This is a genomic window from Burkholderia stabilis (assembly GCF_001742165.1).
Taxonomy (GTDB): Bacteria; Pseudomonadota; Gammaproteobacteria; order Burkholderiales; family Burkholderiaceae; genus Burkholderia; species Burkholderia stabilis.
Map to the genome: position 1 here is coordinate 1,605,218 of NZ_CP016442.1, position 17,107 is coordinate 1,622,324.

The 17,107-nt window shown below is 67.5% G+C and carries 19 protein-coding genes and 1 tRNA gene; 12 read left to right on the top strand and 8 right to left on the bottom strand.

The window, feature by feature from the left end:
- Positions 1-249: 249 nt before the first annotated feature.
- Both BBJ41_RS07510 and BBJ41_RS07515 read left to right on the top strand, forming a co-directional pair.
- Positions 250-861, top strand: coding sequence for a chromate transporter (locus tag BBJ41_RS07510; RefSeq protein WP_069745977.1), 612 nt, complete (start codon positions 250-252; stop codon positions 859-861).
- Positions 858-1,400 (top strand): chromate transporter, encoded by a 543-nt coding sequence (locus tag BBJ41_RS07515; RefSeq protein WP_069745978.1) that lies wholly within the window; start codon positions 858-860, stop codon positions 1,398-1,400. Before BBJ41_RS07510 ends, BBJ41_RS07515 begins: the two co-directional genes overlap by 4 nt.
- 25 nt (positions 1,401-1,425) lie before the next feature.
- On the opposite strand, the gene scpB is transcribed toward BBJ41_RS07515, so the two are convergent.
- From scpB to BBJ41_RS07530, 3 genes are all read right to left on the bottom strand, one after another.
- The gene (gene scpB, locus BBJ41_RS07520) at positions 1,426-2,235 is read right to left on the bottom strand and encodes a methylmalonyl-CoA decarboxylase (protein WP_069745979.1); all 810 of its coding nucleotides are present in this window, start codon (positions 2,233-2,235) and stop codon (positions 1,426-1,428) included.
- Entirely contained in the window at positions 2,232-3,455 is a 1,224-nt protein-coding gene (locus BBJ41_RS07525; RefSeq protein ID WP_069745980.1) for a CaiB/BaiF CoA transferase family protein, read from the bottom strand. The genes scpB and BBJ41_RS07525 overlap by 4 nt, the downstream gene beginning before the upstream one ends.
- Positions 3,456-3,516: 61 nt before the next feature.
- On the bottom strand, positions 3,517-4,839 hold the full coding sequence (locus BBJ41_RS07530) for an MFS transporter (protein ID WP_069745981.1): 1,323 nt from the start codon (positions 4,837-4,839) through the stop codon (positions 3,517-3,519).
- Between the two features lie 170 nt (positions 4,840-5,009).
- On the opposite strand from BBJ41_RS07530, the gene BBJ41_RS07535 reads away from it, so the two are divergent.
- The 3 genes from BBJ41_RS07535 (at position 5,010) to BBJ41_RS07545 (ending at position 7,187) form a co-directional block, all read left to right on the top strand.
- Positions 5,010-5,939, top strand: a complete 930-nt coding sequence (locus BBJ41_RS07535) for a LysR substrate-binding domain-containing protein (RefSeq protein WP_069745982.1) — start codon at positions 5,010-5,012, stop codon at positions 5,937-5,939.
- 123 nt (positions 5,940-6,062) lie between these two features.
- Positions 6,063-6,404, top strand: a complete 342-nt coding sequence (locus BBJ41_RS07540) for a DMT family transporter (protein WP_069745983.1) — start codon at positions 6,063-6,065, stop codon at positions 6,402-6,404.
- A gap of 138 nt (positions 6,405-6,542) precedes the next feature.
- Positions 6,543-7,187 carry a LysE/ArgO family amino acid transporter gene (locus tag BBJ41_RS07545; protein WP_069745984.1) on the top strand — a complete coding sequence of 215 codons (645 nt, stop codon included), beginning with the start codon at positions 6,543-6,545 and terminating at the stop codon, positions 7,185-7,187.
- On the opposite strand, the gene BBJ41_RS07550 is transcribed toward BBJ41_RS07545, so the two are convergent.
- The gene (locus tag BBJ41_RS07550; RefSeq protein WP_069745985.1) at positions 7,173-8,333 is read right to left on the bottom strand and encodes an enolase C-terminal domain-like protein; all 1,161 of its coding nucleotides are present in this window, start codon (positions 8,331-8,333) and stop codon (positions 7,173-7,175) included. The genes BBJ41_RS07545 and BBJ41_RS07550 overlap by 15 nt on opposite strands.
- 325 nt (positions 8,334-8,658) lie before the next feature.
- Positions 8,659-9,003, bottom strand: coding sequence for a cupin domain-containing protein (locus BBJ41_RS07555; protein WP_069745986.1), 345 nt, complete (start codon positions 9,001-9,003; stop codon positions 8,659-8,661).
- A 326-nt stretch (positions 9,004-9,329) separates the two neighbouring features.
- Here BBJ41_RS07555 and BBJ41_RS07560 point away from each other — a divergent pair.
- Positions 9,330-9,404: transfer RNA gene (locus tag BBJ41_RS07560), tRNA-Gly, on the top strand.
- Positions 9,405-9,537: 133 nt separating this feature from the next.
- Positions 9,538-10,305, top strand: a complete 768-nt coding sequence (gene trmB / locus BBJ41_RS07565) for a tRNA (guanosine(46)-N7)-methyltransferase TrmB (protein ID WP_069745987.1) — start codon at positions 9,538-9,540, stop codon at positions 10,303-10,305.
- 90 nt (positions 10,306-10,395) lie between these two features.
- On the opposite strand, the gene BBJ41_RS07570 is transcribed toward trmB, so the two are convergent.
- From BBJ41_RS07570 to BBJ41_RS07580, 3 genes are all read right to left on the bottom strand, one after another.
- A complete protein-coding gene (locus tag BBJ41_RS07570; RefSeq protein WP_069745988.1) occupies positions 10,396-11,226 on the bottom strand; it encodes an undecaprenyl-diphosphate phosphatase in 831 nt (276 codons plus the stop codon).
- Between the two features lie 79 nt (positions 11,227-11,305).
- Entirely contained in the window at positions 11,306-11,887 is a 582-nt protein-coding gene (locus tag BBJ41_RS07575; RefSeq protein WP_069745989.1) for a DUF1439 domain-containing protein, read from the bottom strand.
- Between the two features lie 142 nt (positions 11,888-12,029).
- Positions 12,030-12,347 (bottom strand): YkgJ family cysteine cluster protein, encoded by a 318-nt coding sequence (locus BBJ41_RS07580; protein WP_069747622.1) that lies wholly within the window; start codon positions 12,345-12,347, stop codon positions 12,030-12,032.
- 172 nt (positions 12,348-12,519) lie between these two features.
- Here BBJ41_RS07580 and hemN point away from each other — a divergent pair, with 172 nt between their 5' ends.
- From hemN to urtA, 5 genes are all read left to right on the top strand, one after another.
- On the top strand, positions 12,520-13,911 hold the full coding sequence (gene hemN, locus BBJ41_RS07585; RefSeq protein ID WP_069745990.1) for an oxygen-independent coproporphyrinogen III oxidase: 1,392 nt from the start codon (positions 12,520-12,522) through the stop codon (positions 13,909-13,911).
- A 38-nt stretch (positions 13,912-13,949) separates the two neighbouring features.
- Positions 13,950-14,207, top strand: a complete 258-nt coding sequence (locus tag BBJ41_RS07590; protein WP_069745991.1) for a hypothetical protein — start codon at positions 13,950-13,952, stop codon at positions 14,205-14,207.
- 104 nt (positions 14,208-14,311) lie between these two features.
- Positions 14,312-14,968 (top strand): protein-L-isoaspartate O-methyltransferase family protein, encoded by a 657-nt coding sequence (locus tag BBJ41_RS07595; RefSeq protein WP_069745992.1) that lies wholly within the window; start codon positions 14,312-14,314, stop codon positions 14,966-14,968.
- Between the two features lie 14 nt (positions 14,969-14,982).
- The gene (locus BBJ41_RS07600; protein WP_006488544.1) at positions 14,983-15,306 is read left to right on the top strand and encodes a rhodanese-like domain-containing protein; all 324 of its coding nucleotides are present in this window, start codon (positions 14,983-14,985) and stop codon (positions 15,304-15,306) included.
- Between the two features lie 405 nt (positions 15,307-15,711).
- On the top strand, positions 15,712-17,019 hold the full coding sequence (gene urtA, locus BBJ41_RS07605; RefSeq protein WP_039367747.1) for an urea ABC transporter substrate-binding protein: 1,308 nt from the start codon (positions 15,712-15,714) through the stop codon (positions 17,017-17,019).
- Positions 17,020-17,107 lie beyond the last annotated feature (88 nt).

Below are 17,107 nucleotides of genomic sequence, written 5' to 3' on the forward strand. Positions count from 1 at the left end.
TGGGCTTGGGCTTGGGCTTGGGCTTGGGCTTGGGCTTGGTTGCGGTTGCGGTTGCGGTTGCGGTTGCGGTTGCGGTTGCGGTTGCGGTTGCGGTTGCGGTTGCGGTTGCGGTTGCGGTTGCGCGCCGGATCATACGCATCGAATCGGCTGCGGTTTTTCATCACACCCGCACCGATCCGATGTCAGCGTGCTGACAGGCACCGCTTGCTAACATGGGCGCCCGCCCAACCGTCTCGCACCGCCCGCCCGATGCCTCCGCCCGCCGCCTCCATCCCGCCCGCGCCACCTGCGGGCGACGCGCCGCCACCCGGCGTCCTCGCACTGTTCATCGCGTTCTCGCAAATCGGCCTGACCAGCTTCGGCGGCGGCCTGAGCGGACGCATGATGCGCGACTTCGTGCACGAGCGGCGCTGGCTCGACGAAGAGGCGTTCCTCAACGGCCTCGCGCTGTCGCAGGCGTTGCCGGGCGTCAACGTGAAGAACCTCGCGATCTGGATCGGCTACCGGCTCGCCGGATGGCGCGGCGCGGTGGCCGGCTTCACCGGCATCATCGCGCCGCCGGCCGTGCTGATCGTGCTGTTCGGCGTCGCGTTCTCGACCCTCACACGCTTTCCGCTCACGCATGTCGCGCTCGCCGGCGCGGCGGCCGCGGCGATCGGGCTGTCGATCTCGATGGCGATCACGGCCGTGCGCCGGCTGCCGCGCCGCGCGTTGCCGTTCACGGTGATGGCGCTCACCTTCGTGTCGGTTGCCGTGCTGCACTGGCCGCTCGTGTGGACCGTGCTGATCGGCGGCACGTTGAGCGTCGCGCTCGAATACCGCCGTGCGGCCGCGGCATCGGCCGGGAGCGACGCGCCATGACCGCGTCGCAACGCTACGCCGCGCTGTTCGGCGTGTTCGCGCCGCTGTCGATCGCGACGATCGGCGGCGGACAGGCGATCATCGCCGACATCCAGCGCCAGGTCGTCGACGTGCATCACTGGATGACCGCCACGCAATTCGTGAACGACTTCGCGATCGCGCGGATGGCGCCGGGCCCCGGCTCGCTGCTCGCGACGCTGATCGGCTGGCAGGTGGCCGGCTTCTGGGGCGCGGTGATCGCGACGCTCGCGCTGTTCGGCCCGACCGCGTTCCTGATCTACGGCGTCGCGCATCTGTGGCGGCGGCATCAGGGTGCGCGCTGGCAGCTCGCGCTCGAAGCCGGCCTGCGACCGGTCGCGGCCGGCATGATCCTCGCATCGGTGTGGGTGCTGCTGCAGGCGCTCGATGGCGGCTGGGCCGCACGCGCGATCGCACTCGTGTCGACGCTGTGCGTGATGACCACGCGCATTCACGCACTGCTGCTGATCGCGGCGGGCGCGCTGCTGCTCGTCGGCATGCACGCGATCGGCGGCGCATGACGCGCGCCGCCGTCACGCCCGGCACCTAGACGCCGCGAAACACCGGCGCGCGCCGCTCCGCAAACGCGCGCAGCCCTTCGTCGAAATCCGCGCCCTCGCACGCTTGCCGGCGCAGCTCGGCAATTCGCTCGAACGCATCGGCCGGCAACGGCCGCGCGTCCTGCAACACGCGCAACTGCTCCTTCACGGCCTGCACCGCGAGCGGCGCCTTCGCGGCGATCGTGCGCGCCACGTCGAGCGCGGCATCGTCGACACCGCCCGCTTCCGCCAGCCGATTGACGAGCCCGTGATGCGCGGCGCGCTCCGCATCGAGCGGCTGCGCGCAGAAGAACATTTCCTTCAGCACGTGGATCGGCAGGTTGTCGTAGAAGCGCAGCAGGCCGCTCGTCGAATACGGCAGGCCGATGTTCGCGGGCGTCATCGCGAAACGCGCGTCGCGCGCGGCGACGACGAGGTCGCAGCTCATCACGAGGTCGACCGCCCCGCCCCACGCCGACCCGGCCACCGCCGCGATCACCGCGCCCGGGTAAGTGCGCACGCGCCGCAGCGCCCGTTCGAGCGGCTTGCCGTACGCAAGCGGATCGCGGTCGTCGGCCAGCTCGCGCAGGTCGTGCCCGGCGCTCCACACGTCGCCGCTGCCGTCGTTCGACAGGATCACGACCGGCGGCGGACGCAGCGCCGCAAGCGAATCGATGCACTCGACGAGCGCATCGAGCAACGGCGCGTCGAGCGCATGCCGCCGCGCCGGATTCGCGAACCGTACGCGTGCGATCCGCTCGCCGATCAGGTCGACCGTCACGGGCGATCGGGTGTCGGGTGTCGTGATGTCGTTCATTGCACGGCCTCCGCCACCGCTTCCGCCTGGAAAATCGCGCGCTCGGCCAGCAGCGCGTCGATCGCGTCGTCGCCGTAGCCCGCTTCGCGCAGCACGTCGACCGTATGCTCGCCGAGCAGCGGCGGCGCATGGCGCGTGCGCGGCGCCGGCACGTCGTCGCCCATGCCGCCGAGCGGCGTGACGACCTGGCGCAGCGTGCCGAGCGTCGGATGCGCGACCGGTTCGACCAGCCCGCAGTGCGCGAGCTGCGGATCGGCGAACACTTCGTCGAGCGTATTGATCGGCCCGGCCGGCAACCCGGCCTCGACGAAACGCTGCGTCCATTCGCGCTTGCCGCGCGTGCGCAGCCGGCTTTCGAGCAGCACTTTCAGTGCGTCGCGGTGTTCGACGCGCGCATCGTTGGTCGCGAAGCGCGGATCGTTCGGCAGGTCGGGCAGGTCCAGCAACTGGCACAGGCGCAGCCACATGTCGGTCGTGATCGGGGCGAGATTGAGCGGCCCGTCGGCCGTCTCGAACACGCCGTACGGCGCGATCACCGCATGCGCATTGCCGGTGCGGCGCGGCACGTCGCCGAGGCTCAGGTAGCGTTGACCATGCACGCTCAGCAGCGAGACGAGACTTTCGAGCAGCGACGTGCCGACGTGCTGGCCGCGCCCCGTGCGCTCACGCTCGAACAGCGCGGCCATCACGCCGGTCGCGACCCACATCCCGGAACTGAGATCGCCGATCGCGGTGCCCGTGCGAGTCGGCTCGCCGTCCGGGAAACCGGTGAGGCTCATCAGCCCCGCATAACCCTGCGCGATCTGGTCGAAACCCGGCCAGTCGCGCAACGGGCCGCGCGGGCCGAACGCGGTGACGCTGCCCATCACGAGCCGCGGATCACGCGCGCTGAGCGCGGCGTAGCCGAGCCCCATCGCGTCCATCGTGCCGGCCTTGAAATTCTCGATCACGACGTCGGCCTGCGCGATCAGCCGCCGCACCACATCGATGCCGGCCGGCTGCCGGAAATCCACGCAGATGCCGCGCTTGTTGCGGTTGCAGGACAGGTAGTACGTGCTCACGCCGCGATCGAACGGCCCCCATGCGCGGCTCATGTCGCCGTTCGGCCCCGACTCGACCTTGATCACCTCGGCGCCGAGATCGGCGAGCACCATCGAGCAGAACGGCCCCGACAGCGCGCGACTCAGATCGACGACCCTGATTCCTTGTAATGCCTGCATTCCCGACTCCTGATGGTGATGACTGGATGTTGCGTATGACTGAGCGATGGTGTTGCCCCGCTCATTCGGGCAGCGTCTGGTGGCGTGTTTCGACCGCGAACGGCAGGATCAGGATGCCGAGCCCGAACACGGCCGCGGTCCATGCGACCGGCACGCCGAGCGATCCGTAGCCGTGAATCGCGGCGCCGAGCAGGAAGTTCACGCCCGCGCCGATGAAGCGGCCGACCGATGCATTGAACGCGAACGCGGTGGCCCGCACGCGCGTCGGATACTGCTCGGGCAGCCACAGCGAGAAGATCGCGAAGTTGCCGCCGAAGAAACCGAGGAACGCGAGCGACACCATGAACGCCGCGAGCCCGTTCGGCTGGTAGAACGCCCAGCCGAACGCGAACACGATCGAGCCGGCCATGCCCGCGAAATACACGCCGAGCGCCGTGCGCCTGCCGAGTCGCTCCGACAGCCACGGTGCGACCAGGCAACCGGCGATCGTCGCGCACGACAGGATCGCCGCGCCGACCGACGCGAGCCGCAGCGCGCCGATGTGATCGATGCCCGCACGCGCCGCCAGCGTGGTGACCGCGCTCGCCTCGTAGACGGAGCCGGCCCACAGCCCGACGATCGCGACACCGACGAGGCTCGCGCTCGTCAGCGTGCGGCGCAGGAAGGCCGGCGCGAAGATCTCGCGCAGCGGATGCGCGCGCTGCGCGTCGGCCACGTCGCCGTCGCGGGCATCGTGCCGGCGCCACTGCCCCGGCTCCTTCACGCGCATCACGGTGAACACCGCGAGCAGCGCGGGCGCCAGCCCGCACAGGAACATCGCGCGCCAGCCGTAGGTCGCGCCGATCGTGTAGTTCAGGCAGGCCGCGATGAAGAAGCCGAAGTAATAGCCCGTCTGCAGGTAGCCGGCGCCCATCTTGCGGCGGTCTTCCGGCCAGCTCTCGGCGACGTAGGTGCCCGCCAGCGCCCATTCGCCGCCGACGCCGATCCCGGCGATCAGCCGGCACGCGGCCAGCGCCCACACGTCGTGCACGAACGCGGCCGCGCCGGTGAAGACCGAATAGATCAGGATGCTCGCGGCGAGCGTACGCACGCGGCCGAAGCGGTCGGCGAGCGGCCCCCAGATGAACGACAGCCCCCAGCCGATCAGGAACAGCGCGAACAGGATCGAGCCGTACATCCCGAGATTCGCGGGCGTCGCCGCGATGCCGGACGCCGGCAGCAATTCGGTCAGTGCGGGAATCAGCACGAGCGCGTAGATCACCGAATCCACGCCGTCGAGCACCCAGCCCGCATACACGGCCCAGAAGCCCTTGACCTGCTCGCGCGTGAGCGGCGTGCGCCGCGGCTTCGCGCCGGCCGCCGGCGCGTCGATCGCCTTGAACATCTTCGTCTCCTTGCCGGCGGGGCCGGCGCTTTTGCCGCGTCCGGTCCGGGATGGCCGGCAGGCTGGCTCTTTTGTGAGACGAGTATAGAAACACCATCGATCGCCGAAAAATATGATATTCATCTTGCTCGATCGGATTGGCTTATGGCTTGAATCGGGAGACGGCGGCGATGGACTTGAGACAGTTGCGCTACTTCGTGAAGGTCGTCGAATGCGGCAACGTCACGCATGCGAGCGAGGCGCTGCATGTCGCGCAGCCGGCGGTGAGCCAGCAGATGCGCAATCTCGAACAGGATCTCGGGATGCAGCTGCTCGAACGGAGCGTGCGCGGCGTCGCGCCGACGGCCGCCGGCCGCACGCTGTACCAGCACGCGCTCGAACTGCTGCGCCAGGCCGACGGCACGCGCGAGCTGCTGCGCCGCGACGCCGAAACGCCGCAAGGCCGCGTGACGGTCGGCATGCCGTCGAGCACCGCCCGCGTGCTGGCCATCCCGCTCGCCCGCGCCGTGCGCGATCGTTATCCCGGCATCATGCTCGAGCTGATCGAGGCGCCGAGCGCCGATCTCGACACGCTGCTCGAACGCGCGCGGCTCGATCTCGCGATCGTCGTCGACGCGGTCGACACGCGCGGCATCGCGATCCACCGGCTGCTGACGGAAACGCTGTACCTGATCACGTGGCCGGAGTTTCCGGTGCCGGACGATCCGGTGCCGCTCGACGCGATCGCGCAGATGCCGCTCGTGCTGCCGAGCGCGCCGAACACGATTCGCAACCGCGTCGACTGGGCGATGCGCGAGGCCGGGCTGTCGTACGGAATCAGCTTCGAGGCGAGTTCGACCGGGCTGCTGTTCGCGGCCGTGATGGCGCAACTCGGCGTGACGATCCTGCCGTGGACGGCCGCGCACGTCGAGATCGAGGAACGCAAGCTCAAGCTGTCGACGGTCGCGCACCGGCTGTTCGCGCGCGACCTGTCGCTGTGCTGGCACGATACGGCGCTCGTCAGCAACGCGGTGCAGAAGGTGAAGGCCGAGATCGTGCGGCTGTTCGACACGCTCGGGCGACGGCCGGAGTGGGCGGCCGGCGATGCCGGCCGCGCGTGACTTGCGCGATGCATGCCTTGTGCCGCCCCGCCGCGCGTACTAAGCTGCTCGCATCCCGGGTACCGCTACTCCCTCCTCTTCTCCTCGCCGCTCGGTATAAGCGTCGGGGGAAGGAGGCCGTTCGTGTCCCCGCTCCAGTCTGCCTGGCTTCTGCTCGGCGTCAGTGTCCTCGCCGAAGTGCTCGGCTCCGTCGGCCTGAAATTCTCGGCCGGCTTTTCCCGCCCGCTGCCGTCCGCAATCACGATCGTCTGTTATGCGTGCGCCGTCTGGTTGATGGCGCTCGCGACGAAGCGTCTCGAACTGGGGCTCGCGTATGCGAGCTGGGCCGCCGCCAGCACGGCGGCCACAGCCGTGATCGGTATCGTCTGCTTCGATGAGTCGGTGTCGTCGCTGAAGCTCGCGGGCATCGCGCTGACCGTCTGTGCGCTCGTCGCACTCAACCTCGGCGATGCAGCGGCGCACTGACTTCGATCGGCGCCAACCGTCGGCGCGCGGATGTCGAGCGTCGGTGGCGGGAGGCATTGACAACGCCCCCCGCCGCCCCTTAACGTTGCTCGCATCGTAACCATCACCGGTTCAGCTTAAGAGGTTGTCGGCCCGCTCGTGCTCGACACCTCCGCCTTCCTCGAAGGCCTGCTGCTTGGCGCCGGCCTGTTCACGTCGGTCGGCCCCAAAGACGCCTTCGTCATCAAGCGCTCGATCTCGAGCCCCCATCTGCTCTCCATCGCCCTCGTCTGCGCCGGCAGCGACGCGCTGCTGATCGCGCTCGGCGCGCAGGGGCTGTCGGCGATGCTGGCACGGCATCCCGGCGTGGTATCGGCGGCGCTGTGGGCCGGCATCGCGTATCTCGCCGGTTATGGCCTGCTCGCGCTACGCTCCGCGATCCGGCGGCGGCGGCCGGAGTCCATCGACCCTTCACGCGCGGACTGCAAAACCACGCTGTCACGCACGGTGCTCGCCACCGCCGCCGTCTCGCTGCTCAATCCGTATGCGTGGATCGACACCGTGCTGCTGCTCGGCACCGTGACCGTGAGCCACGCGCCTGCTGCGCGCACGCCGTTCGCGATCGGTGCGATGACGGCTTCGCTCGCGTGGTTCCTGATGCTCGTCTACGGCGCACGTGCGTGCCGCGCGTGGTTCGCTCGCGCGCTCGCCTGGCGTGTGCTCGATTTTTTCGTCGCGGCGATGATGCTCGGCTTCGCGGCGCGTTTCGCGATCGACGCGCTTCAGGCGTCAGCGGGCCGATAGCGCGCGAAATGCGTCATGCGCCCCGGCATGAAGTTCGAAACCGATGCCCGGCGCTTGCGACACGCGGGCATATCCGGCGTCGACGGTTTCGCCATTGGCCAGCCCGCTGAACGGATGAAATGCAAATGGACTGACTTCCGCACCGCCGAGCCCGAGCGCGGCCACGACGTGCAGCGAGAACAGATGGCCGCCATGCGGCCAGAACGCATCGCGCCGCCAGCCCTGCGACACGAAGTGATCGACGATCTGCAGATAGCCGGGTACGCCATAGCAATGCACCGGATCGAACACGAGCACGTCGCGGTCGCGGCGCAGGCCGCCGTAGCGGTCGAGCAGCTTCGCTTCCGCGAGCGAGAACAGCGCTTCGCCGGTCGCGATCGGCGGTGCGTATCGCGCGGCCAGGTCGGCGTGGAGCGGCAGGTCGAGCGGGTCGCATACGTCCTCGAACCACCAGAGATCGAACGGCGCGAGCATCATCGCGGCGGCTTGCACGGTCGTCGCGTCGTACGCGTTCATCGCGTCGACCGCCAGATGCGAGCCGTCGACAAGGTGCGCGGCGGCGGCTTCGATGCGTCGGCGATCCTGATCGAGATCCGCGCCGCCGATCTTGATCTTCGCGTGCGTGTAGCCGAGATCGGCGATGCGGCGCATCTCGTCGGACAGGCGTGCGAGATCGTCATGCGGATAGCAGTAGCCGCCGCCCGCGTACACGCGCACGCGCGGGGCGGCCGCGCGTGCGAGCCGGTCGGCGAGCAAGCGATGAAGCGGCAGGTTGGCGATCTTCGCGGCGGCGTCCCAGATCGCCATGTCGAGCGTGCCGACCGCGACGCAGCGTTCGCCGTGCCCGCCGGGTTTTTCGCCGGCCATCATCGCGCGCCATGCGCGAAACGGATCGAGGTTCGTGCCGGCTTCGTCGGCGAGCGTGTCGGTGGCGGCCAGCAGGCGCGGCGCGAACCGTTCGCGGATCAGGCCGCCCTGCGCGAAGCGGCCGACCGATGCGTAGCCGTAACCCGTCACGGGGCGGCCGTCGCGGATGACGTCCGTGACGACTGCGACGATGCTCGTCGTCAGGCCACCGGATGGAATGGACGGGTCGGCGTAGCGGGAGACGGGAATCGCTTGTTCGTGGATGGCGGTGATGCGCATGGTCGGGGTTCCGGTGGGGCGCCCGGCGCATGCGGAAGGGTTCACGCGCTGCAGCCGAAACGGTGGGCGGACCGCTGCATCATAGGGGTTTGGACGATGTCGTGCCGGGTGAAGCGACGGGTGTAATCACGCATTCGTCAGTGCCGGCACACGCCGGCATGCGTTGTCGCGTCGTTGCCGCCCTGAGCAGATTCCTCGTCGAGATACGCGTTCTGCGAGCGTCACCTTGTTTTTAATGGGTATGGGCCCTTGCACCATGCAAGGGCCGCGAACCGGAAAGGCATCCGGACGACAACGACATGCGCGGTCGACCCGACAGGCCCGCTCAGGCGAAGACGAAGTACTTGCGCACCGTCTCCACCACTTCCCAGGTCCCTTTCATGCCGGGCTCGATCACGAACACATCGCCGGCTTTCAGGTGCACCGCCTCCTCGCCTTCCGGCGTGATGATGCAGTAGCCGTCGAGGAAGTGGCAGAACTCCCATTTCTCGTAGTTCACCTCGAACTTGCCCGGGGTGCAGATCCAAGTGCCCATGATCTTGCTGCCGTCCTTGGAGACGTAAGCGTTGAGGTTCACGGTGTGCGGATCGCCGCCGATGCGCTTCCACTTGGTCGCGTCGAGGACCGGAGTCGGGCAGGTTTCGCGCAAAACGGTGATGAAATCAGACATGTCAGCTCCAAACATTCGGGTAAGTGGTCCGACACGTTAGTTCGGAAGCACGACCGGGGCTTGTATGCTTCCGACACCGACTCGTCTATTTTCGACACCGGCTCGCCTGCAAGCGCGTTGCCCCCTGGCTCGGGAGGAATGGCTCCGGCTATTGGCAGATTCAACCCATCGGGCACAACGCGTTGACGAACCGTTTTTTGGCCGATCGTCGACGTCCATTTTCGGCGACGCCACCGCCCCACGATCCAGCCTGCCGGTTCCGCTGCTGCCGCCCCAAACCGCCTGCTTGCCATCCCCACGTCAAACCCTGTACAATCCGCCGTTCTGCGGGCGTCGTATAATGGCCATTACCTCAGCTTCCCAAGCTGATGACGTGGGTTCGATTCCCATCGCCCGCTCCAATTTCCGGCTGCACGGCAGCCTGCGCAAGAGCCGCCTCGTCGAAGGCGGCTTTTTTGTACCATGTGCCGGATCGCCCGGCGCACTGCTGCGCGAAACGGGCCCTCGCCCGCAACCGAGCCTTTCTCTGTACCGATGATGCACGACGATCCGAACGAAGCCGGCCTGCCGCCGCACGACGACGCCATTTCCGACGAAGCCACTGACGGCGCCGACGAAGTCAATCCGCTGCACCACCGCCGCATCCGCAGCTTCGTCACGCGCGCCGGCCGCGTATCGACCGGCCAGCGCCGCGCGCTCGACGAACTCGGCCCGCGCTTCGTCGTCCCGTATGCGCCGGAAATGCCCGACTGGAACGCGGTGTTCGGCCGCAGCGCGCCGCGCATCCTCGAGATCGGCTTCGGGATGGGCGCATCGACCGCGGAAATCGCCGCGAATCGCCCCGGCGACGACTTCCTCGGCGTCGAGGTGCACGAACCGGGCGTCGGCGCGCTGCTGAAGCTGATCGGCGAGCAGGACCTGCCGAACATCCGCATCATCCAGCACGACGCGGTCGAAGTGCTCGAGCACATGCTCGCGCCGGAAAGCCTCGACGGCGTGCACATCTTCTTCCCCGATCCGTGGCACAAGGCGCGCCACCACAAGCGCCGGCTGATCCAGCCGCCGCTCGTCGCGCATCTCGCGTCGCGCCTGAAGCCCGGCGCATACATTCACTGCGCGACCGACTGGCAGAACTACGCGGAACAGATGCTGGAAGTGCTCGGCGCGGAACCGTCGCTCGAAAACACCGCTGCCGACTACGCACCGCGCCCCGACTACCGCCCGGTCACGAAGTTCGAACGGCGCGGGCTGCGGCTCGGCCACGGCGTGTGGGATCTGGTGTTCCGCAAGCGCGCGGGTTAAGCACTCCTGCCGCCCTGAGAAAAATGGCCCGACCGGCATCTGCCGATCGGGCCATTTTTTATCGGAGTCGCACTCGCCTCCGTGTCCGCATCACGCCCAGTTCAGCCAGCCGCTGTAGCCGACCAGCAGCACGAACAGCCCGAACGCGATCCGGTACCACGCGAACACGGTGAAATCGTGCGTCGCGACGTAGCGCAGCAGCCAGCGCACGCACACGAACGCGCTGATGAACGCCGCTACGAGCCCGAGCGCGAACAGGCCGAGCGAATCGACGGTGAACGCCTGCCAGTCCTTGACGGTTTCGTAGAGCGTCGCGCCGAAGATGATCGGAATCGCGAGGAAGAACGAGAATTCGGTCGCCACGCGCCGGTCGAGGCCGAACAGCATTCCGCCGATGATCGTCGACCCCGAGCGCGACATGCCGGGCACCAGTGCAAAGCACTGCGCGATGCCGACCTTGAGCGCATCGAGCGGCGTCAGCGCATCGACCGACATCACGCGCGGCGGCTCGCTGCGCTCGCGCTGCCGCGCCTCGGCCCACAGGATGATCGCGCCGCCCACGACGAGCGCGAACGCGACCGGCACCGGCGAGAACAGCACGGCCTTGATCTTCTTCTCGAACAGGAGGCCGAGCGCGATCGCGGGAATGGTCGCGATCACGACGTTCAGCGTGAAGCGCCGTGCATCGGGCCGGCTCGGCAGCCCGGACACGATGGATGCGATCCGTTGCCGGTATTCCCAGCAGACCGCGAGGATCGCGCCGAACTGGATCACGACGTCGAAGGTCTTCGCGTGCGAATCGTTGAAATTCAGGAAGCTGCCCGCGACGATCAGGTGACCGGTACTCGATACCGGCAGGAATTCCGTCAGCCCCTCGACGACGCCGAGGATCAATGCCTTGCAGATCAGGATCCAGTCCATCCGTGGCCCAACTCCGAAGTAGTCGAAAGAAAGGGCCACCCCTGTACGCGCAGCCCGCCCGGCTGCGCGCGGTACGTCGTCACTTTTCGACGATCGCCACGCGTATGCCGTTTGTAAGAATCGTAATTGTACCGGGTTCGTAGTTCACACCGGCAAATTGCAGTTGTTCGGGCTTGAACGTGTAGATCGGATAGTTGGTCAGCAACTGCGTCGCGAGCAGCCCGGCGGCCGCGCCGACCTGCTGCGCGTACATCTGCGCGTCGCCGTCGAGCACGAGGCTGTCCACGGCCGGCGATTTCAGCACGACCGAGCGGCTCGGCGCGTCGTACGCGAGCTGCCCGGACACGGTGAACTTGCCGCTGACGGGCGCGCGCAGGAACGGGCTCGCGAAATGCGCGTCGAGCTGCACGGCGATGCGGTTCTGGTCGGGCAGCAGGTTGACGGCCGGGTTCGCGAGCGACACGTCGACCACCTGCGCGACCGTCTTCTGGTACGGAAACTTGCGCGCGACGGCTTTCTGCACGTCGCCGCGCGAGAACGTGTAGTGATCGGGGATGAACGGGAACGTCGACGCGCAGGCGGCGAGCGACACGATCACGCCGACGGCGCCGCCGCATGCGGCAAGAAAACTGCGCCGGCCGGGCGCGCGAGGTGCGGTCATGCTGAACAATCTCCTGTATCGGGCGTCGCGACGTGCGGACGATCCGCGCCGGCCCATGCCGGGCAATCGACCGGCGTTAGTGCTTCGGCGCGCGCCGCGGGTTCCATGCGTCGTCTGCGTCTCGAACGTAGCGGGCAGCCCGCTACCGCCCCGTGCCGCCACGCTGCGACGGCTGCGTCGCGACTTCCAGGCGCGTGAGCCACGCGAGCGCGTCGTCGCGCGATGCGCCGCACATGTCGGCCGCCGGCTGCAACCCGGAACAGCACGCGGGCCGCTCGGGCCGGCCGAAAATCCGGCAGCGCAGGTCGTCGCCGAGCTGCACGCAGCGCACGCCGGCCGGCTTGCCGTCGGGCATGCCGGGAATCGGGCTGGAAATCGACGGCGCGATACAGCACGCGCCGCAGCCCTCGCGGCACGCGTGCGACGGCGGGACATCGGCGGACGCCGGGCGGACAGGCATTTCGACGGACACTCGGCTCTCTCGAACGGACAACAAAAAACGGTGCGGCAACCGGACGCGGTGCCGGCAGCCGCACCCCGCATTGTGCCATCGCCGGCTGCGACGTTATTACACAATGCAGCCGAATCGCGCGTTTATATACTCGAAAACATCTAAAAAGCGCGAGACCGTCATGAGTTCTGGTTCTGCCGACACAATGTTCCGTCCCGATTTGCTCGCGAAGTACGGCGCGAACGGGCCGCGCTATACGTCGTACCCCACCGCGCTGCAGTTCCGCGACGATTTCGACATGGCCGACTATGTGCGCGCGGCCAGCGACCCCGGCGCGTCGTCGAGCGAGCTGTCGCTGTACTTCCATATTCCCTTCTGCAATACGGCCTGCTTCTACTGCGGCTGCAACAAGATCGCGACCAACAACCGCCGCCGCGCGCGCCCGTATCTCGACCAGCTCAAGCGCGAGATGGCATTGCAGGCTGCACTGTTCGATCCGGCACGCCCCGTCACGCAACTGCACTGGGGCGGCGGCACGCCGACCTTCCTGTCCGACGACGAAACGGCCGAACTGATGGCGGCCACCCGCGAGCACTTCGCGCTCGCGCCGGATGCCGACGCCGAATTCTCGATCGAGATCGACCCGCGCACGGTCACGCCGGCGACGCTCGTCCACCTGCGCACGATCGGCTTCAACCGGCTGAGCCTCGGCGTACAGGATTTCGATCCGGTCGTGCAGCAGGCGATCAACCGCATCCAGCCGCTCGCGATGACGGCCGACCTGCTCGCCGCCGCGCGTGCGACGGGCTTCCATTCGGTCAGCGTCGACCTGATCTACGGGCTGCCGCACCAGACGGTCGCCGTGTTCGCGCGCACGCTCGAAACCATCATCGAACTCGCGCCCGATCGCCTGTCGGTGTTCGGCTACGCGCACATGCCGCACCTGTTCAAGATGCAGCGGCAGATCGACGATGCGACACTGCCGCCGCCCGAAACGCGCATCGCGCTGCTCGGCCTCGCGATCGACATGCTGACGTCCGCCGGCTACGTGTACATCGGGATGGACCATTTCGCGCGGCCGTCCGACGAACTCGTGCGCGCGCAACGCAACGGCACGCTGCAGCGCAATTTCCAGGGCTACAGCACGCGCGCGGATACCGACCTCGTCGGTTTCGGCGTGTCGTCGATCGGCAAGGTCGGCGACGTCTACGCACAGAACGCGAAGGACCTGCCCGCGTACGGCGCCGCGCTCGACGCGGGCCGGCTGCCGATCGTGCGCGGCGTACGGCTCACGCCCGACGACCGCCTGCGCCGCGACGTGATCACGCAACTGATGTGCAACCTCGAACTGCCGTTCTCGCATGTCGAGGCCGCGCACGGCATCCGCTTCGCCGATCATTTCGCGCGCGAACTCGACGCGCTGCGCCCGTTCGAGCGCGACGGGTTGCTGACGATCGCGCGCGACCGCCTGACGATCCATCCGGCCGGCCGGATGGTCGTGCGCAACATCGCGATGGCGTTCGACGCGTATCTCGGCCAGACGCCGCGGCAACGCTACTCGCGCACGGTTTGATACAGTGTGGGGCTCACGCCCTGCCCAAACCCCGCACGATGCGCACCACCAAAGCGACCTACGCGGTCGAACGCCTGAAGACCCGCTCCGGCAACCCGCAATTCGCGGTCGTCGCGATGGCGGGCGGCCTGTTTTATCTCGTCGACCGCGCCGGCGGCACGACCGAAAAGCGCTGCGAGCCGCTGCCGCTCGACGAATTCGTCAAGTTCGTCGACGAATTCGGCCCCAAAAAGCCGCGCAAGGCGAGCAAGCTCGACCTCGCATTCGAGGCGCAGATCAAGAAGAGCAAAGGGTAAAGGTCTGTTGCAGGCCGCCTGAAGGCTTGGCGGCCGCCCCGTTTGGTACAATCACGAAGTTTCTCTATCCCCGCTGATGGCCGACCAGGCTGCGTGACCACACCATGAATATCGAAAACGCGCGTTTCAACATGATCGAACAACAGATCCGGCCGTGGGACGTGCTGGATCTCGACGTCCTGGGCCTGCTGTCGATCGTCAAGCGTGAAAACTACGTGCCGGCCGAATACCGCGATCTCGCGTTCGCCGACCTCGAACTGCCGCTGCCCGGCGGCAGCAGCAAGATGCTGTTCCCGCGCGTCGAAGCGCGCGTGCTGCAGGAACTGACGGTCAAGAAGCACGAGAACGTGCTCGTGATCGGTGCCGGCTCCGGCTACCTGGCCGCCCTGTTCGCGCATCGCGCGCAGCACGTGACGGCCGTCGAGATCGATCCGGCGATCGCGAAGTTCGCGGAAGACAACCTCCGCAACGACGGCGTGACCAACGCTGAAGTCGTGCTCGGCGACGGTTCGCGCGGCTGGGCCGGCAAGGCGCCGTACGACGTGATCTGCGTCGCGGGCGGCCTGCCCGTCGTGCCGCAGGAAATGCTCGAACAGCTGAAGGTCGGCGGCCGCCTGTCGGCATTCGTCGGCGGCCGTCCGGTGATGAAGGCGCAAATCATCACGCGCATCGACGACAAGCAGTACCGCGTCGCCGACGTGTTCGAGACCTACATCGACCACCTCGTCAACGCGATCGAGCCGTCGCGCTTCAAGTTCTGAGCAGCGGAGCCTCCATGCAGATCCTGACGCCCGCGATGCTCGCGGAATGGCTCGGTGACACGGCGCGCCCCGCGCCGGTCGTGCTCGACGTGCGCGAGCCGTGGGAAATCGCCACCGCGCAGATCGCCGGCAGCGTATCGATCCCGATGCAGCAGATCCCCGCGCGCAGCGAAGAGCTCGACGACGAAGCGGAAATCGTCTGCGTGTGTCATCACGGGATGCGCAGCGCGCAGGTCGCGATGTTCCTCGAATCGCGCGGCTTCACGAAGCTGTACAACCTGCAGGGCGGTATCGACGCGTGGTCGCGCGACGTCGACCCGTCCGTGCCGCGTTACTGACCTTTCCGGCGGCGCATCGCGCGCCGCGCCGGTGCCGGCACCTCGCCGGCCACACGATCCACCGAACGGGCGCCTGTTGCGCCCGTTTCTCTTTCCCCGCCCCGTTTCCTTCAGCGCTTCGGCAACGCGCGCGAACGCGCCTGACAATCCGCCCTTCGTGCCCTCTCGGTAGCGCAAGCACGCACCGGAACAGTGAAGCGCGACCGTGCACCAATTGCGCCCGCAACACTGCACCGCAACGGAACGCACATGCTGCACGACGCATCACGCGCACCGCCGCGACGCCCTTCACACCCCTGCACAGGCACGCCGGGCGTGCATTCGCACGACTGGCACATGCCTTGCGTTACACGATGGCCGACGCCTTCAAGGCGCACGCATATCCAACACGTCAAGGGGAACCCGATGAAACGTCGCAGTCTGTTGAAGTTCGGTTCGATGGCCGGCGCGCTCGCGCTGGCGGGCAAGAGCCCGTTCGCGCACGCAGCCGATGCGGGCACCGGCCCGATCAAGGTCGGCATCCTGCACTCGCTGTCGGGCACGATGGCGATCTCCGAAACGTCGCTGAAAGACACGGCGCTGATGACGATCGCCGACATCAACAAGAGCGGCGGCGTGATGGGCCGCAAGCTCGAGCCGGTGGTGGTCGATCCCGCGTCGAACTGGCCGCTCTTCGCGGAGAAGGCGCGCCAGCTGCTCACGCAGGACAAGGTGGCATGCGTGTTCGGCTGCTGGACGTCGGTGTCGCGCAAGTCGGTGCTGCCGGTGTTCGAGGAACTGAACGGGCTGCTCTACTACCCGGTGCAATACGAAGGCGAGGAAATGTCGCGCAACGTGTTCTACACGGGCGCCGCGCCGAACCAGCAGGCGATTCCGGCCGTCGAGTACCTGATGAGCGCGGAAGGCGGCGGCGCGAAACGCTTCTTCCTGCTCGGCACCGACTACGTGTATCCGCGCACGACCAACAAGATCCTGCGCGCGTTCCTGAAATCGAAGGGCGTGAAGGACGCCGATATTCAGGAAGTCTACACACCGTTCGGCCACAGTGATTACCAGACCATCGTCGCGAACATCAAGAACTTCTCGCAGGGCGGCAAGACGACCGTGATCTCGACGATCAACGGCGATTCGAACGTGCCGTTCTACAAGGAACTCGGCAACCAGGGGATCAAGGCGACCGACGTGCCGGTCGTCGCATTCTCGGTCGGCGAGGAAGAGCTGCGCGGGATCGACACGAAACCGCTCGTCGGCCATCTCGCCGCGTGGAACTACTTCATGTCGGTGAAGAACCCGACCAACACGAAGTTCAAGGACCAGTTCGCCGCGTGGGTGAAGGCGAACAACCTGCCGGGCGGCGCAAAGCGCGTGACCAACGACCCGATGGAAGCGACTTACGTCGGCATCCACATGTGGAAACAGGCGGTCGAAAAAGCAAAGAGCACCGACGTCGACAAGGTGCGCGTCGCGATGATCGGCCAGACCGTCGCCGCGCCGTCGGGTTTCACGCTCGCGATGGACGGCAACCATCACCTGCACAAGCCGGTAATGATCGGCGAGATCCGCGGCGACGGGCAGTTCAACGTCGTGTGGAAAACGAAGACCGCGGTGCGCGCGCAGCCGTGGAGCCCGTTCATCGCCGGCAATCAGGGCAAGCCGGACATCGTCACGTCGATCCCGGCATTCCTGCGCCGGCAGCGCGCGGCGCTGGCCTGACGCTGCGCGGGGCATCGCGCATCGCGCGCGACGCCCCGCTCGCATGCCGGTGCGAGCGAGCGCCGCGATTGCCGTGACGAACCGCAAT